The sequence below is a fragment of the Mesorhizobium sp. M0983 genome, from assembly GCF_040318975.1.
In the GTDB taxonomy this organism is placed as follows: Bacteria; Pseudomonadota; Alphaproteobacteria; order Rhizobiales; family Rhizobiaceae; genus Mesorhizobium.
In genome coordinates this window covers 39,575-60,419 of record NZ_JAMYNH010000004.1, presented here as the reverse complement: position 1 = coordinate 60,419, position 20,845 = coordinate 39,575, and the positions used below count along the sequence as shown (strand labels likewise).

Here is a 20,845-nt window from a genome sequence, read left to right as displayed (position 1 = left end):
TGGCGGCATTGCCGCCGGCCGTTCGCCGCGCTATCTCAGGCGACCCGTTGCCGGAGCCTGCCATGACCGAAATCGTCACCGCCGCCATGCTCGTCATCGGCGACGAGATTCTGTCCGGCCGCACCAAGGACAAGAACATCGGCCACCTCGCCGACATCATGACGGCGATCGGCATCGACCTGAAGGAAGTGCGCATCGTTGCGGACGAGGAAGACGAGATCGTCGCTGCGGTGAATGCGCTGCGCACCCGCTACAGCTATGTCTTCACCACCGGCGGCATCGGCCCGACGCATGACGACATCACCGCCGATTCCATCGCCAAGGCCTTCGGCGTGCCGTGCGAATACGACGCCAGGGCCTACGCCCTGCTGGAGGCAAGCTATGCTGCCCGCGGCATCGAATACACCGAAGCGCGCAAGCGCATGGCGCGGATGCCGCGCGGGGCAGACCACATCGACAACCCGGTGTCGGTTGCGCCGGGCTTTCGCATCGGCAACGTCCATGTCATGGCCGGCGTGCCGGCGATTTTCCAGGCGATGCTCGACAATGTCGTGCCGACATTACGGGCCGGCACCAAAATGCTGTCGGCAACCGTGGAATGTCCGTTCGGTGAAGGCCTGATCGGCGGCCCGCTGGGCGACATCCAGAAGGCGCATCCGGATACGATCATCGGCTCCTACCCGAAATATGGCGACGGCAAATTCTGGACGGAACTGGTGGTGCGCGCCCGCAGCCAGCAGGCGCTGGACTCCGCGCGCGCCGACGTAGAGGTTATGGTGGCGGGCCTGACCAAGGCAAGCAAGGTGGGCTGATCGGCAGGCGTGACGGAACCAAGCATCGCGCCGTGACGTTTGTCACGAGTGGGATCGCCGAAAAACTGAGGGATTGCCCATGCGCTTCAAGACCATTGTCGCCATATTGCAGAATGAACAGGACGCCGAGCGCGTTCTCGACTGCGCGATCCCGCTGGCCAGCCGGTTCCAGAGCCATCTGATCGGCATTCATGCCGAGGCGCTGCCCGTGCCCTACACCTCGGCCACCGGCTTTCCGGACACCGAGTTCCTGCAGGTTTCGGCCGACATGAACCGGGAGCGCGCCGAGAAGTTGCAGGCCGCCTTTCACAAACGCGTCGAGAATTCCGGCCTGTCGTTCGAGTGGCGCAGCCTCGAGAGTTTTTCCGGCGACAGTGCGCTGACCGGTATCTCGACCGTTCGCACCGCGGATCTGATCATCGCCGCGCAGCGCGAATCGAGCGGCGATCCGAGCGCCGACGTCGACACGCTGGTCTACGATGCCGGCCGGCCGGTGCTGGTGGTGCCGCATTCGGGTCCGCTGGTCACCAGCTTCAAGCACGTGCTGCTCGCCTGGAACGGCAGCAAGGAGGCCGCACGCGCGGCCTTCGATGCCCTGCCCTTCATCATCGAGGCCGAGAAGACGGACATCGTCGTCATCGACCCGCCGGATACGCTCGAAGAGGCGCCGGAAACGGCCGGCGCCGAGATCGCCGCCTCGCTGTCCAGGCACGGCGCGACCGTCAGCGTCTCGGTGCTGAGGTCCGGCGGCGCCTCGGTCGACGACATCATCCAGACCAGGGTCGCCGAATCGGGCGCGGACCTGCTCGTGCTCGGCGCCTACAGCCATTCCTGGCTGCGCCAGCTGCTGTTCGGCGGGGTGACGCGAACGGTGCTGCGCACCGCGCCGGTGGCGGCTTTCCTGTCGCGGTAAGTTCATAGAGATCACGGGTTGGACAATCGCTTTGCCGCGCCCTTGCCAAGGCCAAGCCTTTCCAGTTAATTCCGCCCGCATTCCATAGTGTCTGCGCGCGATGCGCGCTTTGCGGAGTGCGCGAAAGATGTCCCTGCCCGAAAAAGCCTTCCCGGTCTCCTGGGACCAGTTCCACCGCGATGCACGCGCGCTCGCCTGGCGGCTTGCCGGCGCCAACAAGGGGCAATGGAAGGCAATCGTCTGCATCACGCGCGGCGGCCTGGTTCCGGCCGCCATCATTTCGCGCGAGCTCGGCATCCGCATCATCGAGACGGTCTGCGTTGCCTCCTATCACGATTATACCAGCCAGGGGCAGTTGCAGGTGCTGAAGGAGGTCACCCCGGCGCTGCTCGCCGATGACGGCGCTGGCGTGCTGATCATCGACGACCTCACCGACACCGGCAAGACGGCGGGCATCGTGCGCGCGATGATGCCTAGGGCGCATTTCGCCACCGTCTATGCCAAGCCGAAAGGCAGGCCGATGGTCGACACTTTCGTTACCGAGGTCAGCCAGGACACCTGGATCTATTTTCCCTGGGACATGGGCTTCACCTACCAAAAGCCGATCGCCGACGACCACGCCGGCTGATTCGCGGTAACGCCGCTTCCGTCGGAAGACAGCGTCGAGCACTCCTTGAAGGAGTGGCCCCGGCACACGATATTTCCTTAATCGACGCCCATTGGAGTGGTTAACCAGTCCACATGAAGTTTTTTACTTTTATTGCTTATGATTAGCCGTAAGATTCACGAGACGGCAAACGATTCTGGAAGCTGGGGCAAGCTTCTCCGATGTTGACAAGGCCAACGACGCACAACCATCTGGCCGAAAGAGTCCGGCGACTCTTCGGCACGGTGCCGTCCCGCCTGCAGGTTGCAGCGCTGCCTTGGCGCGATAGCGAGGACGGCGTGGAGGTCATGTTGATCACCAGCCGCGATACCGGCCGCTGGGTGCTTCCCAAGGGCTGGCCGGAAGCAAAGGAGCCGCTTTGCGAAGCAGCGGCGCGCGAGGCCGGCGAAGAGGCCGGGCTGCGCGGCACGATCTCGCATCATGAGGCCGGCCGCTATTTCTATGCCAAGGTGCTGGCGTCCGGCGAGGAAGTGCCCTGCGAGGTGCTGGTGTTTCCGCTGCACGTCGACAAGGTCGCCGACCGGTGGAAGGAAAAGCGGGCGCGCATCCGCAAATGGGTCAGGGCCGCCGAGGCGGTACGCATGGTCAACGAGCCCGACCTTTGTCAGATCATCGCCCATTTCGGTGCTGACCCGCATCGCTTCAACTGAGTCGGCACATGGCTTCCGAGTCGGCATGGTCTTCGCTGCGGCGAAGGCCTTCGAGCGTCGGCACCAGGCTTGTGGCTACAAAAACGGAAATCAGCGCGCTTCTGTCCCCGTTATCCACATATGTGACACACAAGATGTTGGGGTCATAAAAGCTACGCAAACGAATCCTTGACGGCGCAAAACGAGTCGCCTTTTATAGGCCATGCGCTCCTGTTGAGAGTGCGACCGGAAAAGTTTCGAGGCCGGTCTTTTTCCCGGAATATGTGCGTTTTGATCCGCATTCCCGCCTGTTTACGAGGCCGGCGAAGGCGTGGGATTTTGAAGCCTTGGGGGGCGAAAGGGGAGGATTGTCGGACTTGAATAAATTGTCTGTTAACACTATATTTAGTGTTTGCAGGTAGGTTCGACGCTAGATAATGTGAATTTCCCTCGACCGAGGGCGTTACAAAAAGTTTTCAGTTTTGAGGGACCCACAGGGTCCGTGAGCGCGTTGGACAGCGGCCTCGCAAGAGGTTCGACCGGCAGGGCCGCGGAGACTGTGACTATGAGAGCCGGCGGTTTTGAACGCCGGCAGACGGCGGCCATGCGCGTTTCGTCACGAGGGCAGAAATCCTCTGGGAAAAGCGCTATATGTAGACAAAAGGGACCGGACCAATGCGCATCGAGCGTCGTTTCACCAAGCCAGGGCAATCAGCTTACGCGGAGATTGAATTCCGCAAGGCGCTTTCGGAGATCAAGAATCCGGATGGCTCGGTGGTGTTCCGCTTGGACAACATCGACGTGCCGGCGCAGTTCTCCCAGGTTGCCGCCGATATCCTGGCGCAGAAATATTTCCGCAAGGCGGGCGTCCCCGCACGGCTGAAGAAGGTCGAGGAGACGCAAGTCCCCTCCTTCCTGTGGCGCTCGGTCGCCGACGAGGCTGAACTGGCCAAGCTGCCGGAAGCCGAGCGCTACGGTTCCGAGACCGACGCCCGCCAGGTCTTCGACCGGCTTGCCGGCACCTGGACCTATTGGGGCTGGAAAGGCGGCTACTTCAAGTCGGAGGAAGACGCGCGCGCCTTCCGCGACGAGCTCGCCTATATGCTGGCCACCCAGCGCGTCGCACCGAATTCGCCGCAATGGTTCAACACCGGCCTGCACTGGGCCTATGGCATCGACGGCCCGAGCCAGGGCCATTTCTATGTCGACCCGTTCACCGGCAAGCTGACCAAGTCGAAGTCTTCCTACGAGCATCCGCAGCCGCATGCCTGCTTCATCCAGGGCGTGCAGGACGACCTCGTCAACGAGGGCGGCATCATGGATTTGTGGGTGCGTGAGGCGCGCCTGTTCAAATACGGCTCCGGCACCGGCTCCAACTTCTCGTTCCTGCGCGGCGAAGGCGAAAAGCTGTCGGGCGGCGGCCGCTCGTCGGGCCTGATGAGCTTCCTCAAGATCGGCGACCGCGCCGCCGGCGCCATCAAGTCGGGCGGCACGACGCGTCGCGCCGCGAAAATGGTCATCGTCGACGCCGATCATCCCGATATCGAGGAATTCATCGACTGGAAGGTCAATGAGGAGCAGAAGGTAGCCTCGCTGGTCACCGGCTCGAAGATCGTCAAGAAGCACCTCGAAGCGATCATGAAGGCCTGCATCAACTGCGAAGGCAATGGCGACGATTGCTTCGATCCGGCGGTCAACACCGCGCTGAAGCGCGAGATCAAGGCGGCCAAGAAGGACGCGGTGCCGGAGAACTACATCTACCGCGTCATCCAGTTCGCCAAGCAGGGCTATACCTCGATGTCGTTCAAGACCTACGACACCGACTGGGATTCGGATGCCTATCTCACCGTTTCCGGCCAGAACTCCAACAATTCGGTGTCGCTGAAGGACGATTTCCTGCGCGCCGTCGAGCAGGATGGAGACTGGCATCTCACCGCCCGCAAGGACGGCAAGGTGCTGAAGACGCTGAAGGCGCGCGATCTCTGGGAAAAGATCGGCTATGCCGCCTGGGCGTCGGCCGATCCCGGCCTGCATTTCAACACGACGATGAACGACTGGCACACCTGCGCCTCGGCCGGTGCGATCCGGGCGTCAAATCCGTGCTCGGAATATATGTTCCTCGACGACACCGCCTGCAATCTGGCCTCGATCAACCTTCTGCCCTACCGCAACGCCGACGGCACCATCGACATCGCCGCCTACGAGCACACGGTGCGGCTGTGGACCATGGTGCTGGAAATCTCCGTCATGATGGCGCAGTTCCCGTCGAAGGAGATCGCCAAGCTTTCCTACGAGTACCGCACGCTCGGCCTTGGCTATGCCAATATTGGCGGCCTGCTGATGACCTCGGGCATTCCCTATGATTCCGACGAGGGCCGCGCCATCTGCGCCGCCCTCACCGCGATCATGACCGGCACGGCCTATGCCACTTCGGCTGAAATGGCCGCCGAGCTCGGCGCCTTCCCCGACTACGACCGCAATGCGCAGAACATGCTGCGCGTCATGCGCAATCACCGCCGTGCTGCCTATGGCGAAAGGGACGGCTACGAGAAGCTTGCCGTCAACCCGGTGCCGCTGGTCGCCTCGGATCTCAAGCAGCAGGAGCTTGCCAACCATGCCAAGGCCGCCTGGGACCGCGCCATCGAGCTTGGCGAGGAGCATGGCTACCGCAACGCGCAGGCAACGGTGATCGCGCCGACCGGCACGATCGGCCTGGTGATGGATTGCGACACCACCGGCATCGAGCCCGATTTCGCGCTGGTAAAATTCAAGAAGCTCGCCGGCGGCGGCTATTTCAAGATCATCAACCGTGCGGTTCCGGAAGCGTTGCGCACGCTCGGTTATTCCGAGAGCCAGATCGCCGAGATCGAGGCCTATGCCGTCGGCCACGGCAATCTCAACCAGGCGCCGGGCATCAATCCCGGCTCGCTCAAGGCAAAAGGCTTCACCGACGAAAAGATCGCAGCACTCAATGCCGCGCTGAAGTCGGCCTTCGACATCAAGTTCGTCTTCAACCAGTGGACGCTGGGCGCCGACTGGGTGAAGGAGACGTTCGGCTTCACCGATGAGCAGCTCAACGATTTCTCGTTCGAGATGCTGCCGGCGCTTGGCTTTTCGAAGAAGGACATCGAGGCCGCCAACATCCATGTCTGCGGGGCGATGACGCTGGAAGGCGCGCCGTTCCTGAAGGCCGAGCACCTGCCGGTGTTCGACTGCGCCAGCCCGTGCGGCAAGATCGGCAAGCGTTCGCTGTCGATCAACAGCCACATCATGATGATGGCGGCGGCGCAGCCCTTCATCTCCGGCGCCATTTCCAAGACCATCAACATGCCGAACGACGCGACGGTGGAAGACGCCAAGGGCGCCTACATGCTGTCGTGGAAGCTGGCGCTGAAGGCCAACGCGCTCTATCGCGACGGCTCGAAGCTGTCGCAGCCGCTCAATGCCTCGCTGCTCGCCGATGGCGAGGAGGACGAGGACGAAGCCGTCGAGCAGCTGATCGCGGCACCGGCCGCGCAGCGCGCCGTTCAGGTGACCGAGAAGATCGTCGAGCGCGTCGTCGAGCGTCTCTACCGCGACCGCGAGAAACTGCCGAACCGCCGCAAGGGCTATACCCAGAAGGCGGTCGTCGGCGGCCACAAGGTCTATCTCAGGACCGGCGAGTTCGACGACGGCCGTATCGGCGAGATCTTCATCGACATGCACAAGGAAGGTGCGGCCTTCCGGGCGATGATGAACAACTTCGCCATCGCCATCTCGCTCGGCCTGCAATATGGCGTGCCGCTCGACGAATATGTCGAGGCCTTCACCTTCACCAAGTTCGAGCCGGCCGGCATGGTGCAGGGCAACGACGCGATCAAGAACGCCACGTCGATCCTCGACTACGTGTTCCGCGAACTGGCTGTCTCCTATCTCGGCCGCCACGATCTCGCCCATGTCGACCAGTCGGATTTCGACAAGACTGCACTCGGACGCGGCATCAACGAAGGCAAGGCGACGCCCTTCTCCAAGGGTCTCACCCGCGGTGCCTCGCCGGTCAAGCTGGTGTCGGGCATGGGTGCGGAGCCCAAGGGCTTTGCCGGCGCGGGCTCCGGAACTCCGTCCCGTACCGCCCCAACCGCCTTCTCCGGCTCCAACGTGCTGACGTTGAAGCCGGCCAGCGACGAAGCCATCGCCTACAAGCGCGACTACGAGGAGCGCGCCAGGGAACTGGTCGAGGACATCGTCTACGCGGAAGCGTCTGATCCGACGGAGCTGTTCACCGACGAGGCGGCGAAAGAAGCAGCCGAAGCCAAAGCGCTCGCCGCCAACCGGCGCCAGCAATCGCTGATGCAGGGCTACACCGGCAACGAATGCTCGGAATGCCATAACTTCACGATGGTGCGGAACGGGACGTGCGAGAAGTGCGATACTTGTGGGGCTACGAGCGGGTGTAGCTGAGGACTGATGCTACTCGTTGTTGCCGCTGGCTCCTGCTCCTCCTCCTCTTCCGCTACAGTGACCCTACAGCGGTAAAAAGTAGCCTGAGACGCGAGCTGGCGACGATCGGCGCGGCGCACATTGCGTTGAAGCCGACCCGCCGGCAACTTAGCTGCTTCAGGAACCGGCCGAAGGCCGGGCATTGAGAGCTTGTGATCGACAAGGACTGCCTCGGAAGGCTGCAAGCCGTCTTCGCTGATCGGAATGCCGGGTGGCGGCGTAGCCCATTTTGCGAGTCGCCGGCCCCGGCTACGACTCCAGGTTGGCTCTTCGGACCCGGTAAGGCCGGGCCTGAAAGCTGTCGCTTTCGACCACACTTATTCGGTGCCAATTCTGATTCCGATTTGGCCGGTGACGCCGCTAGCATTGCCGGCTACAAGTCGCTCAAGATGGCGCTGAGGCCTGATCGACGAGAATGCCTGATCGACACTCTGCTCCAACACATCGCAGCCATTCCAGCCCTTCGACGGGCAGGATTGCGGTGAAGGGTGATCAACAATTTCGGCGATGAGGTGCTGAAGTTGTTTGGGTTTAGATAGATACTCAACGGGGTAATCGAACATGGCCGATGGCAAACTGGATGTCCTTCTACGCGTGCCAAAACATATAGGGAGAGAATTTGCCGAACACTGGGACGAGATAAGAGCAGCGGAAGGGATCTCTCCTGATCACAAGCTTCGAGATTCCGATGATGTTGAGCGTTTTGATGCGGGCGCAATGGTGGAATGGCTAGTGCCGCTAACCAATGCCGTTGGGCCCATCATAACGGGGGTCCTAGGATACTTAGTTGCCAAGCGCGGCGAGATCGAGATTGGAGAGATGAAATTCAAGAATATATCAGTTGCTGATATAAAGGAAATCATAACCTTTATCGACGGGCGCAAGAAAGATTGATTTTATCTGCCATCCCACTGAGTCTTGAGCGTCTATTACGTAGGCGGCTCAACCGTATTCCTTCGTTACCCATTCAAACAACTGACCGCCAGAAAACAAGTGATATTCTTTCGGAATTTGAAGCTATCTACCCGCATTTCTCTGATAAGCTATTCATCTTTCATATGTCGACGACTGAATTTTCCTCCGAGTTCCGTGTCGCTGACGGAATCCGCATAGTTGCGCTGGATTATGAGCAGATTAACGCAATTAATTGGTTCATGAATCTGAGTTTAAAAATAGAACATCCAATTTTTCACTACAATGAATTCATGATTCGGTCGGGAGAATTACTAGCTAGTTGGGGAGAGGTCAGCGCCGCTCGGCGCATCCACGCACGATTAGTATCGAGTTGGACGTCTTTTAATAAGTCACCTACAACACCTAACCCTTATTGGCGGCCATTCTTTCCAATAGGTCTTATTTCCATGACGCGAGTTGTTGAGTATCTCGCGAACGCCTTCGTACTGGGCCACGAGATTGGTCATCACTTCGGAACCTTGGATGAAAATGACGCGACTAAATACGCGAATACCATTGCAAACGAATTCTTCGCCGGAGCGATGTACGAAGACTCGTTGACTGGTGATGGGCCAAAATTCACGTCATTCTTCAGCCCGCCGATCGATGTTAAACTTGACGAACACGGTTCTTTCAGCGGCCAAGCCACTCGAGGGATGTTTTTGATAAAATATTTTGAACTCATAAAATCACAGCAAAAATCAGAGATTTTCTGTGATTATTTTGCGTTTATTGCCGTTTCCATCCAATCCGCAAAGCGTAAAACGCCACCAATAGACGTAATTAGTTCGCTAATCCTATGTATTGAGGGCGTAGAGGGGCTAACTTACTTGACTAATACACTTCAGCGCACTCCTCGGTCAAGGCGGCGAACGGCAGTACGATTCGACAACGGAAATGCGAAACTGCGAATTGCATTTCTTCTTCACCTCATAGACCTGTCGAGTCGGGGAAAAGTTGAATTGCCGGAGTCAGTGTGCGCTTACTGGCTGAACATGGATGATGATGCGAGGAACAGGCTTGAGCTGCTTCAATTTCGGTACGGGCGTAACTCCATCGCCGATATGACAAAGTTCCTGTCTCGGGGAGCGTTTTGTCTAGGCAGTGGCATGCCATTCCCAAAGCTATCTCCACCACCTGATGAACTTCCAACGGGTCCGGACGGGATTATACACATGGCGGAGGAAGCCTTATTGATCCCCTGGCGTTTTCCGTCATCCATTTACAGAATCGAGGAGAACCACGGCTGGACACCGGAGCAGCCCGGGGACCCCGCGGTAATTGGGTTCGCGTCTGCTCTGACTGATGCGGTGGAATGCGTGTTCGGCCAAGGCGCCGAAATGGTGAATAGCAAACCACAGAAAGAAGCGGCGATACGACTTGTTAGATCGCCTCGCCTTCGACTGCTAGATCCCGACGGGAAAAGAGCGAGGACGGCAAAAGCTGCCCGTAGAGGCGCGCACCAGAGATCTTCCAGACCGCAGCGAACAGAATGACTGCCACCCTCACTGACAGCTTCCTATTCTTCCCAGTGTGGGGCCCTTGAGGGGGAGAAGGGAAGTGCCGCTACTCCGCGTCGGCCACCATCTGCCGTCCGCCAGTCCAGTCGCGCCAGGCCCTCTCGTCGCCATGGAACACGTTGAGGTCGATGCGGCCTCTCACCCCGTGCGACAGGCCGGAGCCGGAATATTGCCAGAACAGCCATTTGCGGCCGGGATAGACCTTTGACGGGTGCGCCGCCACGGCACGCAGCCAGAATGGATGATCGGGGAATGCGCCCCGGAGATTGTCGCGGTAGAAGTCGGGCGCGGTGTAGATGATCGGCCGCTGGCCGTAGTGGCGCTCGAGCTTGTCCATGAACACCTGCATCTTCTCCAGCACCTTTTGCCGCGATGGGCGCCGCTTGCAGCTGGATTCGCCGTTCCACTCGACGTCGATCACCGGCGGCAGCGCGCCCTCGACCCTCGGCACGTTGCGGATGAACCAGTCGGCCTGCTCGCCGGCGGTGCGGCACCAGTAGAAGAAGTGATAGGCGCCGCGCTTCAGGCCGGCAGCGTCGGCATTGCGCCAGTTCCTGGTAAACATCGGGTCGAGATGGTCGCCGCCGTCAGTCGCCTTGATGTAGGCGAAGTTGGCGCCCTGGGCGCGCAGCTTCTGCCAGTTCACATTGCCTTGCCAGCGCGAAACGTCGACGCCGTGAACGGCAAGGCGCCTGGGCGAGGATGCCTTGCCGAAATTGATCGGCTTGGCATCGCGAAAGCCATAGCGTGTGACCGGCTCGGCAAGCATTGCTGGCGCTGCGCGTGTCAGCCGCTTCGGCGGCGACATCAGCGCGATCACCTCGGCCGGCGGTTCGACGTCCTGATCGGGTACGTCCATCGCGACCGGCTGTTCGTCCTGCTCCTGTTCGACAAAAGCGGGCGCAGCATCAGTTTTCGCCACGGATGCCACCGGCGCGGGTGGCCGCACAACCGAGCTGGTGGTCTCGCTGGACGGCACTTGCAGCGCATCGACGCCGGAGGTCGACGTACAGCCGGCAATGCACAGCGCTGCGATCGAAAAGATGACGACGCCTGATATCCGCATCTGGACCTGTACGCAAAACACAACAGACCGAAGGCAGGACAACGCCGCCGGACAAACTAAGCTGGATTCCTAACAAGAAACTACCAACAAAGTTTGAATCGAATTGTTAGGGCTTTGCATCGGGACGTTGGCCCGGACGGAGGTGCGCTATCCCCCAACGTTCGGCGACGTGGCTGCCTCGCAATCTCGCTTGACAACTCAGGGCATGAGATTAGGGTGCGCTAATCTTACAGTGTAAGGCCATATTTGGGAGGAAGTCATGCAGCCTGCCGCCTTGTCAGAATTGCAGCCTGTAGCTCCGCCGGAGCCACGCTCGCCCGCCATCGAAATCGGCGAGACATCTCACGATCTCAGCCGCGCCATCGAACGTGCCGAGGTCAATGCCTGGCTCGATCTCTATCGCGCCGCCCCGGCAGACTTTGCCGCAAGGCAAGGCTTAGCCATCGCCGAAGATGGCGATCTCGTCTGGACCACCTGCACGACGATCCCGTTCATCCATTTCAACTGCGTCAAGAATCTCGGTGTCGATAGCGCTGCCACCGAGAGCCGGCTCGACGCGCTTCTGGCGCATTATCGCGGGGCCGGTATTCTGCGGCCCTGGTTCTACACCAATCCGCATACCGAGCCCGCGACGCTCAGCTGCTGGCTCGAGGCACGCGGCCTGCAGCGTCAGGGCGGTTGGGAACGCATCTTTCGCGACGCCACGCCATTGCCAACGGAGCCGCTTTTCCCGACGAAGGATGTCTCGGTCGAGCGGGTGACGTCGGCAACGGCAAGGGAATGGGCTGGGTTCATCGACAGCCAATATCGGTTGCCGACCTCACCGTGGTTGCTGGCGCTGGCCGGCCGACGCGGCTGGCATCATTACATTCTGCGGCGGGACGGCGCGGTGGCGGCGGTGCGCTCGATGTTCATCGGTGCCGACGGCATGGCCTGGAGCGGCATCGACGCGCCGGTTCCCGGCATCATGGCGCCGAGCTTCGACCTCGATGCAATGCTCGGCGAAGCGATGGTGCGCGACGGACTTGCGGCCGGTGCAAACCTGTTCGTGGCCGACATCGAGGCGCCGCAATCCGAACGCGACGGGCCGGCGTATCGCAACTATGCGCGCCTCGGCTTCAGGCTCGCTTATTTCCGCAGCCATTACAGCTATTTGCCGGCAAATTCCGGCTAACCGCTTCAAGACCCTAGCCGCACAGCCACAGCTTGTGGCAGGTCGTGGCCATCAGGTGGGCCGGCGGTACAAAACGATCGTTGACCGCCACATCATCGTCCGCCCGGCGGACCTTTTCTTCGAGCAGCGTGCGAAGTTGCGCCGGTTGCACGCGGTCGCGCTCCATCACCAGCTTGATCATCGGATCGCTCAAGAGTTCGTCCAGGGTGTTGATGCTGTCGTTCATTCCGTCGCCTCCTCGACTGCCGCCCGCACGCAATAGATAGGCAGCAATGATGGCCCGCCAATGACGCTTTGCCGGCTATCTCGTGTCGCTTTGGATTAAATTTTGTCCAGATTTCATCTCAAACCGGAGGTGGCGCGCCTTCATATTGCGGCAGGCCGTCGTCGATCTGCACCCAGGGCTGCTTCGAGGCGGTCCAGATATGCATCTCGGGCCTGAACACTGAGGGGTCATCGAGCGAGCCGGTGGTGACGCCGATGATGCCGGCGGAATCGCGCCGGGAAAACATCGTCGTGCCGCAGCGCGGGCAAAAGCCGCGCTTGAGATCGGGCGAGGAATTCACCATCGCCAGCGGTCCGTCGACCGTCACATCGTCGATACGGAACAGCATGCGCGCGTTGAAGGCGGCACCCAGCGCCTTCTGGCACAACCGGCAATGGCAGACGCGCTCATTGATCGGTGCTGCCTCGGCGCGGTAGCGCACCGCGCCGCACAAACACCCGCCCTGATACCCAGCCATCGCCCGTTTCCCTGCCTGTGAGGATAGGCGGCATACCTATCGATAGGCGCGGTAGCGTCAATTGAAAAGCTTTGATGGCGCCATCTATAGCTGTGATGCGACCGATACACGACTGGCCGATGCGCCGCGCCAAGGCCTCATTGACGAAATGCCGGCCGTCTCGCGGGAGACGGCCGGCAGACAATTGACTGCGTGTCAGTTCGTTTCGTTGACGACTTCGTCCCAGGTCTTGACCTTGGTCTCGCCATTGAGGAACGGCAGCGCGGCAGCTGTGAGCTCCGGCGCGAAGAACACATCGTAGTGGGTGCGGTTCGGCACGATCGCCAGGCGGTTCTGCGACAGGTTCTCGCGCGTCCAGCCGGCGTCCTTCAATCCGCCGCCGAGCATCTGGTAGAATTTGATCTCGTGCTCGGGCCGGTACATGTCGCTGTCGCCGAACACCAGCATCACCGGCATTTTCAGCTTCGGCACGTCGGCGGAATAATCGTAGTCCTTGCGCATATAGGCGCCAAGTTGATCGAGGAGTTTCGGAAAATCCTCCGGATGCGGCGCAACGGCGACGTAGGATTTGTACATCGGCGTGTCCTTCATCATGTCAGCCATCGCCGCGCCGACCTGTGCCTGCTGGCCACGCATCTCGGCATAGAAGCCGTCCGCGGCGTAGGGGGTCGAGACCAGCACCAGCCGGCGCACCGCCTCGGGATGCTGCACGGCCATGCGGAAGGCGACGCCGCCACCCAGCGAATAACCCATGACGTCGACCTTGTCGTAGCCGAGCGCCTTGACGATCGCCGCCATGTCGTCGCCCATCGCCTCCAGGCTGAGCGGCCGGTCGCCGAGTGCGGTGCGGCCATGGCCCTGCAGGTCGACGCCGATGACGGTGCGGTTTTCGGTAAGCTTCGGCAGGATCGGCGCGAACATATCCGTCGTGCCGAGCCCGCCATGCAGCAGAAGCAGCGGCTCGCCCTTACCATAGACGGCGTAATAATAGTTCAAACCGTTGATCGGCAGCAGGCCGGATTTTTCCGGCTTCGGCAATGTTGCGGTTGCGGTCGTCATGGCGGGCTTGGCCTCCTCAGCGTTGATGGTGCCCGGCGCGGCAAACAGCGCGGCGGCCGAAGCGAAAATGGCGAAAAATATCGATCTGGACATGTCAGTCTCCCTCTCCCGTTTGCATCAAAGTCGCCTTGCGACTTCCTCGAGCTGTTCGGCGCACTGGCCCCAGCCCTCGTGAAAACCCATTTTCTCGTGCTGTTCGCGGTCGGCGACCGACCAATGCGCAACCCGGGCGACGTAGCGGGTCTTGCCCGTGCCCTCGTCCTCGAGTGTCACAATGCCGGTCATGAACGGTTTGGCGGAAGGCTCCCACGCCTTGGTATAGGCATCGGTGAAGACGAGCTTCCTGCCCGGCACGACTTCGAGGAAGACGCCGGGGTTCGCAAACTCGTTGCCGTCGGGACCGGCCATGACGACCAGGCTGGTGCCGCCGGCGCGAACGTCCATCTCAGCGCGCGGCGTCGTCCACGGCTTCGGCGCAAACCATTGCGTCAACAGCTTCGGCTCGGTCCAGCAGCGATAGACGTTCTCGCGCGGTGCATCGATGATGCGGGCGAGAACCAGCTCGCGGTCGGAGTTGGGGGCGATGTCGAGCTTGGTGGTCATGGTGTTTCCTCACATGTCGGGTTTGGCTTTCGTGTCTAGGACGAACCGACAAGACGCAAGCCGACACGGTCCACGAGAAAAAATCCGCGGAACCGGAGATTCGAACGACGGAACCGAGTGGCTTCAGTGGCGCTTGGCTTGCACCAGATAGGCGTCGATCTCAGTCTCGCCGAGCCACTTGGCCGCTTCGAGCCGATGCAGGCCTTCGACCAGGATATGGCGCTTGCCGTCATGGCGCACCTGGATCGGCGTATTCATGCCGTTTTCCAGAATGTCCTCGGCAAGATGGCGGACGGTCTCGGGATGCAGCGTCTTCTTGCGCGCGGTCGGCACGTAAATGTCGTTGACCCTAACCTTTTGCACTCTCAGCATATCGGCTCCCGTGGCGGACAAGGCCGCGTTTTGTGAGATAGTCTGTTTGTCCGGCAAGGCCAAGGGAGCAGCCCGGCGATGACTGGCCCGATCGTTTCCAATTGACGCTTGGCCGGCGGATGGCCGAAATGGCGGCCTTCGACCTTAGCGGTGTCCATGAACCATCTGCCGACCGAGTTTCCCGATTTCGGACTGACGCCGGAGCAGCGACGCCAGGCGGTGCGCAGCCATTACTGGGAATGGCCGGGTATGGATGGCGGGCGCGGCGAAATCTGGTGCTACAGCGACCGTTTTTCCTACCACCCCGGCGAGATGGTGGCGCTGCATGTCAGCTCGACGGCCGCCAGTTTCGGCATCGCGATCGTCCGCGACGGCGGTACGGAAACGACGATATTCGAAAGGACCGGGATCGCGGCGCGCTGGCAGGATACGCCTGATCAGTGTTCGGTCGAGGGCTGCGGCTGGGAAGCATCGTTCGAATTTTGCATCGGCGACGACTGGCCGTCCGGCGCCTATCGCGTCACGCTTGAAGCCGACGCTCGCGACGGCAAGCCGATCCGCTACCACCATCTTTTCATCGTCGCGCCGCAGCCCGGCAAGAAGCTTGGTCGCGTGCTGCAGGTCGCGGCCACCGGCACCTGGCTCGCCTACAACACATGGGGCGGTTCCAACCATTACGAAGGCATCACCGGGCCAGGCCGCGACCAGTATGCACGAATAGTGTCGACGCAGCGGCCTTGGTGCCGCGGCTTCGTCGTGCTGCCCAGGGACGCGCCGCGCGTGCCGCTCGAAGTCGCCGTGCCGCCGAAAACCGTGCCGCGCTATCCGCATATGGAATGGGCGTTTGCCACCGGCCATTCGAAGAAATACGCCTCGTCCGGCTGGGCAAGCTATGACAGCCATTTCTTCCGCTTCGCCGAGCGTGCCGGCTACGCCGTCGATCTTGCCAGCCAGCACGATCTGCATTTTTCGCCCGACATTCTCGACGGCTACGCCTGCGTCGTCTTCGTCGGCCACGACGAATACTGGACCTGGGAGATGCGCGATGCGGTCGACACCTATGTCGAGCGCGGCGGCCATGCGGCGCGCTTCGCCGGCAATTTCATGTGGCAGACCAGGCTGGAGGACGAAGGCCGCCGGCAGGTCTGCTACAAATACCGCGCTCGCGCAGAGGACCCGGCCTATCGCGGCGGCGATATAAGGCGCGCCACCAATTCCTGGGAAGCGCCGGAAATCGGCCGGCCGGGTGCGGCGACCTTCGGCCTCAACGCGACAAGAGGCGTCTATGCGGGCTGGGGCGGCTGCGCGCCGCGCGGCGTACGCGGCTTTCCGGTCTACCGGCCTGAGCATTGGGCGTTTGCCGGCACCGGCATCTACTATGGCGACCTGCTCGGCGCCGACAGCCATGTCTATGGCTACGAGGTCGACGGGCTCGATTTCGAGATCCGCGGCGGCCTGCCCTACCCCACGCCCGACAGCGGCGCACCGGACGGCCTGCAGGTGCTCGCGGTCGGCATGGCTGCCCAGGTCGAGGAAAGCGCCGACATTCCGTTCGAGGACCAGTTCCTCGGCGACGAGGACGGTCGCTTCACCGCCGAAACGCTGTTCGGCGAGGCAAGCGACGCCAATCTCGACAAGGTCAGACGCGGCAACGGCATGATCGTCAATTTCCCGCGCGGCAAGGGCGAGGTGTTTCACGCAGGAAGCTGCGAATGGGTCGCCGGCCTGCTAAGGCAGGACGCGATGGTCGAGCGCGTCACCAGAAATGTCCTCGACCGCTATCTTGGAAAGCCATGACATGCTGAAGCCCCCTGTCCCGGAAGCCCGCGAAGCCTCGCATCTGTTTTATCTGTCCAGCCTGCGTCGGCCGCTGATCGACCGCGCCGAAGGCATCTACATGTGGACGCAGGATGGCCGCCGCTTCATCGACGGATCGAGCGGGCCGATGGTCGCCAATATCGGCCACTCCAACCGCAACGTGCTCGACGCGATGAAACGGCAGATGGACCGCGCCACCTTCGCCTACCGCCTGCATTTCGAGAACGAACCGGCCGAGGAGCTCGCGCGGCAACTGGCGGCCAAACTCCCCGAGGGCCTGGACCGCATCTTTTTCGTCTCGGGCGGCTCGGAGGCAACGGAATCCTGCGTCAAGCTGGCGCGGCAATGGGCGGTCGCCACCGGCCAGCCCAGCCGCTGGAAGGTGATCACGCGTTTTCCGTCCTATCATGGCGGCACGCTGGGTGCGCTCGCCGTCACCGGCGACGATGCGCTGGCCGAAACATTTGCGCCGATGATGCAAGTGATGCCGACCGTGCCGGCGCCCATCGCCTGGCGCGACCGCGACAATCTTTCGATGGAACAGCGCGGCATCCGCTATGCCGACATGCTGGAGGAGAAGATTCTCGCCGAGGGGCCGGACAGCGTGCTCGCCTTCATCATGGAGCCGGTCGGCGGCGCTGCCACGGCAGCACTGGTGGCGCCGGACAGCTACTATCCGCGCATCCGCGAGATCTGCGATCGCTACGGCATCCTGCTCATCCATGACGAAGTGATGAGCGGTGCCGGCCGCACCGGAAAATTCCTCGGCGGCGACCACTGGAACTGCAAGCCCGACATCGTCGCGCTGTCGAAGGGGCTGGGCTCGGGCTACGCGCCGCTCGGCGCGCTGGTGGCACCGATACGGCTGGTGCAGCCGTTGCTCGCGTCCGGCGGCTTCCAGCACGGCCATACCTATGCCGGCAATCCGCTCGCCTGCGCCGCCGGCCTCGCCGTGCTCGGCGAGATGGACCGTCTCGGTCTGATCGCCAACGCGGCTGATATGGGCAAGCTTTTGATGGACGAGCTGAAGGGATTGGCGAAGCGGTTTCCGTTCATCGCCGACGTCCGCGGCAAGGGCCTGCTCACCGGTGCCGAAATGGTCGCCGACCCAGAAACGCTGAGGCCGATCGAGCCGGCAAAGAAGGCCACCCAGCGCCTGCTCGACCTCGCCTATGAGCGCGGCCTGATCATCTACGGACGCAAGGTCAAGGGCGGTGTCGATGGCGACAATTTCATGGTCGCGCCGCCGATGATCGTCACCGCCGCGCAGATCGGCGAGATCGTAGCCATCATCGGCGACTCGCTCGAAGTGCTGGCCGGTGAACTCGACCTGCCGGTCGAAGGCTGAGGGGCGAACCATGGCGCTGCGAAAAGTCATTATCACCTGCGCCGTCACCGGGTCGGTGCACACACCATCGATGTCGCCGCATCTGCCGGTGACGCCGGACCAGATCGCCGCCGACGCGATCGCCGCCGCCGAAGCCGGTGCCTCGATCCTGCATCTTCACGCCCGCGACCCCAAGGGTGGGAGGCCGACCGCCGACCCCGAGGTGTTCATGCAGTTCCTGCCGCGCATCAAGCAGGCGACCGACGCAGTGATCAACATCACCACCGGTGGCTCCTCGCTGATGACGCTCGACCAGCGGTTGGCCGCGCCGCTCAGGGCGGAGCCGGAAATGTGCTCGCTCAACATGGGCTCGATGAATTTCGCGCTGTTCCCCATGCTCGAGCGGCCGCGGGAGTGGCAGCACGAATGGGAGCCGAAGCTGCTCGAGGCGACCCGCGACACGATCTTCAAGAACACCTTTGCCGACATGGAGACGGTGCTCGAAAAGCTTGGGCGCGGATGCGGCACGCGCTTCGAATTCGAATGCTACGATGTCGGCCATCTCTACTCGCTGGCGCATTTCCGCGACCGCGGGCTGGTGTCGGGACCGCTGTTCATCCAGTTCGTGTTCGGCATCCTCGGTGGCATCGGCGCCGATCCCGAAAACCTGATCCACATGAAGCGCATCGCCGACAAACTGTTCGGCGACAGCTACCAGTTTTCGGTGCTGGCCGCCGGACGCCATCAGATGCCGATGATCTCGATTGCGGCGGCGATGGGCGGCAATGTCCGCGTCGGGCTGGAGGACAGCCTCTACGACGGGCGCCAACTGGCCAAGTCCAATGCCGACCAGGTCCGCCGTATCCGCAGCGTGCTCGACGGGCTGTCGCTGGACGTCGCGACGCCGGCCGAGGCGCGGCAGATGCTGGCGCTCAAGGGCGGCGACCGTGTGGCGTTCTGATGGTTGCGCTCCGGCACACCCCCTCTGGCCTGCCGGCCATCTCCCCCTCAAGGGGAGAGATCGGCAGCTTCGATCTCGCTGCCCACCCTGCAACGTTGGTGAATCGCGAAACCCGGCGCGACATCCAATCTCCCCCCTTGAGGGGGAGATGTCCGGCAGGACAGAGGGGGGTGCCTGGGCGCCCTGCCTGCCGTGAGTACGCCATCCACAAACGTGCTTATCCGCCCCGGCCGGGTGGAGGACGTCGAAACCATCCACGCCGCACTCCTACGGCTCGGCGCGCATGTCGGCGCACATCAGGAGATCACCTCGACAGCTGCGGATCTCCGCACCTATGGCTTTGGCGAAAAGCCTGCCTTCTCGACCTTGATCGCCGAAGTCGGCGGCGAATTTGCCGGGCTTTGCCTGCATTTTCCGATCTTCTCGACATGGATGGGACGACCCGGCGTCTATGTGCAGGACCTCTACGTCGAGGACCGGTTTCGCGGCCGCAGGATCGGCGAGCGCCTGCTGCGCCGGGTGGCGGCGCAGTGCCGGAAGGCAGGCGGCGTCTATCTCAGGCTGTCCGTCGATACCGACAACGAGACCGCCAAGGCTTTTTACGAACGGTTGGGCATTGCCTGGTCGAGCTACGAGCAGGTGCAGAAGATCGTCGGCGACGCCTTTTTCGCCTTCGCCGATGCACCGGAGGAGCCAACATGAAAGCCTTCTATGCCGAAGAACAGAAGCGCCACGACCCGAAGGCGTTCCTCTCAAGCGGCGCGCCGCAGCCCAATCCGGAAAAGCCGGAACGGGTCGAGCGATTGCTAGCCGGCGCAAAGGCTGCCGGCTGCACGATCGAACGGCCGCGGGATCACGGGCTCGGCCCGATTGCGGCGGTGCATACGCCCGAATATCTCGATTTCCTCCAGCATATCTTCGCGCGCTGGCAGCGCATCGAGGGTGCCTCTGCCGAGGTCATTCCCAACATCCATCCGATCGCGCGGCACGGCTCCTATCCTGCCTCGGCAGTCGGCCAGGCCGGCTACCACATGGCCGACACCGCCTGCCCGATCTCCGGCGAGACGTGGCAGAGCGCACTGTGGAGCGCCTGGAGCGCGGTTGAAGCAGCCGAGGCGGTGATGTCGGGCGTGCCTTCAGCCTATGCGCTCTGCCGTCCGCCCGGCCATCACGCCTTTGCCGAGGTCGCCGGCGGCTTCTGCTTCATCAACAATTCGGCGGTCGCCGCACGGGTTCTGCGCAAGCAAGCGGCGCGGGTGGCGATCCTCGACGTCGACCTGCATCACGGCAATGGCACGCAGGGCATCTTCTATGCCCGGCCGGACGTGCTCACCGTGTCGCTGCATGCCGACCCGGTGCGCTTCTATCCGTTTTTCTGGGGCCATGCCGACGAGCGCGGCGAAGGCGCCGGCCTCGGCTACAATCTCAACCTGCCGCTGCCGCGCAAATCCGGCGACGCCGCATTCCTCGAAGCACTGGACGTGGCTTTCCAGCGTATCCGCGCCTTTGCGCCAGAAGCGCTGGTGGTGGCGCTCGGCCTCGACGCCTTCGAGGGCGATCCGTTCGGTGGGCTGTCGGTGAGCACGCCCGGTTTCTCGCGCATTGGCGAGGCCATCGCCGGTCTCGGCCTATCGACAGTCATCGTCCAGGAAGGCGGCTATCTCTGCGACGAGCTCGGCGACAATCTCACCGCCTTCCTCACCGGTTTTGGCGGCGCCCACAAGCGATGATCGGCCCGCGAGGCGCGC

General features: G+C 62.1%; 18 protein-coding genes and 2 pseudogenes. 13 read left to right on the top strand and 7 right to left on the bottom strand.

Annotated elements, in window-relative coordinates:
- Positions 1 to 62 precede the first annotated feature (62 nt).
- From NKH71_RS09355 to NKH71_RS09325, 7 genes are all read left to right on the top strand, one after another.
- A complete protein-coding gene (locus NKH71_RS09355) occupies positions 63 to 812 on the top strand; it encodes a competence/damage-inducible protein A (RefSeq protein WP_352481143.1) in 750 nt (249 codons plus the stop codon).
- Between the two features lie 79 nt (positions 813 to 891).
- Positions 892 to 1,725, top strand: coding sequence for a universal stress protein (locus tag NKH71_RS09350; RefSeq protein WP_023717430.1), 834 nt, complete (start codon positions 892 to 894; stop codon positions 1,723 to 1,725).
- Between the two features lie 127 nt (positions 1,726 to 1,852).
- Positions 1,853 to 2,353, top strand: coding sequence for a xanthine phosphoribosyltransferase (gpt, locus tag NKH71_RS09345; RefSeq protein ID WP_352481145.1), 501 nt, complete (start codon positions 1,853 to 1,855; stop codon positions 2,351 to 2,353).
- A gap of 200 nt (positions 2,354 to 2,553) precedes the next feature.
- A complete protein-coding gene (locus NKH71_RS09340; RefSeq protein WP_352587661.1) occupies positions 2,554 to 3,042 on the top strand; it encodes an NUDIX hydrolase in 489 nt (162 codons plus the stop codon).
- 654 nt (positions 3,043 to 3,696) lie between these two features.
- Positions 3,697 to 7,461: a vitamin B12-dependent ribonucleotide reductase gene (locus tag NKH71_RS09335; RefSeq protein WP_352481147.1), complete on the top strand. Its 3,765-nt coding sequence runs from the start codon at positions 3,697 to 3,699 to the stop codon at positions 7,459 to 7,461.
- A 600-nt stretch (positions 7,462 to 8,061) separates the two neighbouring features.
- On the top strand, positions 8,062 to 8,394 hold the full coding sequence (locus tag NKH71_RS09330; protein ID WP_352790690.1) for a hypothetical protein: 333 nt from the start codon (positions 8,062 to 8,064) through the stop codon (positions 8,392 to 8,394).
- Positions 8,391 to 9,950 (top strand): M48 family metalloprotease, encoded by a 1,560-nt coding sequence (locus tag NKH71_RS09325; protein WP_352894795.1) that lies wholly within the window; start codon positions 8,391 to 8,393, stop codon positions 9,948 to 9,950. Before NKH71_RS09330 ends, NKH71_RS09325 begins: the two co-directional genes overlap by 4 nt.
- Positions 9,951 to 10,020: 70 nt before the next feature.
- On the opposite strand, the pseudogene NKH71_RS09320 reads toward NKH71_RS09325, so the two are convergent.
- Positions 10,021 to 10,812 (bottom strand): annotated as a pseudogene (locus NKH71_RS09320) (glycoside hydrolase family 25 protein); the annotation flags it as partial.
- 81 nt (positions 10,813 to 10,893) lie between these two features.
- Positions 10,894 to 11,040: pseudogene (locus NKH71_RS33415) on the bottom strand (glycoside hydrolase family 25 protein); the annotation flags it as partial.
- A 259-nt stretch (positions 11,041 to 11,299) separates the two neighbouring features.
- Between NKH71_RS33415 and NKH71_RS09315 the strand changes: the two are divergent.
- A complete protein-coding gene (locus NKH71_RS09315) occupies positions 11,300 to 12,214 on the top strand; it encodes a hypothetical protein (RefSeq protein ID WP_352894793.1) in 915 nt (304 codons plus the stop codon).
- 13 nt (positions 12,215 to 12,227) lie between these two features.
- Here the strand turns inward: NKH71_RS09315 and NKH71_RS09310 are convergent, their stop codons facing one another.
- The 5 genes from NKH71_RS09310 to NKH71_RS09290 all read right to left on the bottom strand — a co-directional run bounded on the left by NKH71_RS09310 (position 12,228) and on the right by NKH71_RS09290 (position 14,991).
- Positions 12,228 to 12,440, bottom strand: a complete 213-nt coding sequence (locus tag NKH71_RS09310; RefSeq protein WP_352495816.1) for a hypothetical protein — start codon at positions 12,438 to 12,440, stop codon at positions 12,228 to 12,230.
- A gap of 118 nt (positions 12,441 to 12,558) precedes the next feature.
- Positions 12,559 to 12,957: a GFA family protein gene (locus tag NKH71_RS09305; RefSeq protein WP_023717421.1), complete on the bottom strand. Its 399-nt coding sequence runs from the start codon at positions 12,955 to 12,957 to the stop codon at positions 12,559 to 12,561.
- Between the two features lie 195 nt (positions 12,958 to 13,152).
- Positions 13,153 to 14,109, bottom strand: coding sequence for an alpha/beta fold hydrolase (locus tag NKH71_RS09300; protein ID WP_352790697.1), 957 nt, complete (start codon positions 14,107 to 14,109; stop codon positions 13,153 to 13,155).
- 24 nt (positions 14,110 to 14,133) lie between these two features.
- Complete coding sequence (locus tag NKH71_RS09295; RefSeq protein ID WP_352587676.1) at positions 14,134 to 14,619, bottom strand: SRPBCC family protein; 486 nt, start codon at positions 14,617 to 14,619, stop codon at positions 14,134 to 14,136.
- A 123-nt stretch (positions 14,620 to 14,742) separates the two neighbouring features.
- Complete coding sequence (locus NKH71_RS09290; protein ID WP_023717418.1) at positions 14,743 to 14,991, bottom strand: ParB N-terminal domain-containing protein; 249 nt, start codon at positions 14,989 to 14,991, stop codon at positions 14,743 to 14,745.
- Between the two features lie 156 nt (positions 14,992 to 15,147).
- Between NKH71_RS09290 and NKH71_RS09285 the strand changes: the two genes are divergently transcribed.
- From NKH71_RS09285 to NKH71_RS09265, 5 genes are all read left to right on the top strand, one after another.
- Positions 15,148 to 16,788, top strand: coding sequence for a N,N-dimethylformamidase beta subunit family domain-containing protein (locus NKH71_RS09285; protein ID WP_352790699.1), 1,641 nt, complete (start codon positions 15,148 to 15,150; stop codon positions 16,786 to 16,788).
- Position 16,789: 1 nt separating this feature from the next.
- Positions 16,790 to 18,157 carry an aminotransferase family protein gene (locus NKH71_RS09280; protein ID WP_352817495.1) on the top strand — a complete coding sequence of 456 codons (1,368 nt, stop codon included), beginning with the start codon at positions 16,790 to 16,792 and terminating at the stop codon, positions 18,155 to 18,157.
- A 10-nt stretch (positions 18,158 to 18,167) separates the two neighbouring features.
- Positions 18,168 to 19,097 carry a 3,5-dioxohexanoate:acetyl-CoA acetone transferase gene (kce, locus tag NKH71_RS09275; protein WP_352790703.1) on the top strand — a complete coding sequence of 310 codons (930 nt, stop codon included), beginning with the start codon at positions 18,168 to 18,170 and terminating at the stop codon, positions 19,095 to 19,097.
- Positions 19,098 to 19,289: 192 nt separating this feature from the next.
- Entirely contained in the window at positions 19,290 to 19,799 is a 510-nt protein-coding gene (locus NKH71_RS09270) for a GNAT family N-acetyltransferase (protein ID WP_352495812.1), read from the top strand.
- Positions 19,796 to 20,827 carry a histone deacetylase family protein gene (locus NKH71_RS09265; RefSeq protein ID WP_023717413.1) on the top strand — a complete coding sequence of 344 codons (1,032 nt, stop codon included), beginning with the start codon at positions 19,796 to 19,798 and terminating at the stop codon, positions 20,825 to 20,827. Before NKH71_RS09270 ends, NKH71_RS09265 begins: the two co-directional genes overlap by 4 nt.
- Positions 20,828 to 20,845 lie beyond the last annotated feature (18 nt).

Bases quoted from the DNA above. Each gene is read 5' to 3' on its own strand.
- NKH71_RS09355 (WP_352481143.1), top strand. From the start codon at position 63: ATGACCGAAATCGTCACCGCCGCCATGCTCGTCATCGGCGACGAGATT.
- NKH71_RS09350 (WP_023717430.1), top strand. From the start codon at position 892: ATGCGCTTCAAGACCATTGTCGCCATATTGCAGAATGAACAGGACGCC.
- gpt (WP_352481145.1), top strand. From the start codon at position 1,853: ATGTCCCTGCCCGAAAAAGCCTTCCCGGTCTCCTGGGACCAGTTCCAC.
- NKH71_RS09340 (WP_352587661.1), top strand. From the start codon at position 2,554: ATGTTGACAAGGCCAACGACGCACAACCATCTGGCCGAAAGAGTCCGG.
- NKH71_RS09335 (WP_352481147.1), top strand. From the start codon at position 3,697: ATGCGCATCGAGCGTCGTTTCACCAAGCCAGGGCAATCAGCTTACGCG.
- NKH71_RS09330 (WP_352790690.1), top strand. From the start codon at position 8,062: ATGGCCGATGGCAAACTGGATGTCCTTCTACGCGTGCCAAAACATATA.
- NKH71_RS09315 (WP_352894793.1), top strand. From the start codon at position 11,300: ATGCAGCCTGCCGCCTTGTCAGAATTGCAGCCTGTAGCTCCGCCGGAG.
- NKH71_RS09310 (WP_352495816.1), bottom strand. From the start codon at position 12,440: ATGAACGACAGCATCAACACCCTGGACGAACTCTTGAGCGATCCGATG.
- NKH71_RS09305 (WP_023717421.1), bottom strand. From the start codon at position 12,957: ATGGCTGGGTATCAGGGCGGGTGTTTGTGCGGCGCGGTGCGCTACCGC.
- NKH71_RS09300 (WP_352790697.1), bottom strand. From the start codon at position 14,109: ATGTCCAGATCGATATTTTTCGCCATTTTCGCTTCGGCCGCCGCGCTG.
- NKH71_RS09295 (WP_352587676.1), bottom strand. From the start codon at position 14,619: ATGACCACCAAGCTCGACATCGCCCCCAACTCCGACCGCGAGCTGGTT.
- NKH71_RS09290 (WP_023717418.1), bottom strand. From the start codon at position 14,991: ATGCTGAGAGTGCAAAAGGTTAGGGTCAACGACATTTACGTGCCGACC.
- NKH71_RS09285 (WP_352790699.1), top strand. From the start codon at position 15,148: ATGAACCATCTGCCGACCGAGTTTCCCGATTTCGGACTGACGCCGGAG.
- NKH71_RS09280 (WP_352817495.1), top strand. From the start codon at position 16,790: ATGCTGAAGCCCCCTGTCCCGGAAGCCCGCGAAGCCTCGCATCTGTTT.
- kce (WP_352790703.1), top strand. From the start codon at position 18,168: ATGGCGCTGCGAAAAGTCATTATCACCTGCGCCGTCACCGGGTCGGTG.
- NKH71_RS09265 (WP_023717413.1), top strand. From the start codon at position 19,796: ATGAAAGCCTTCTATGCCGAAGAACAGAAGCGCCACGACCCGAAGGCG.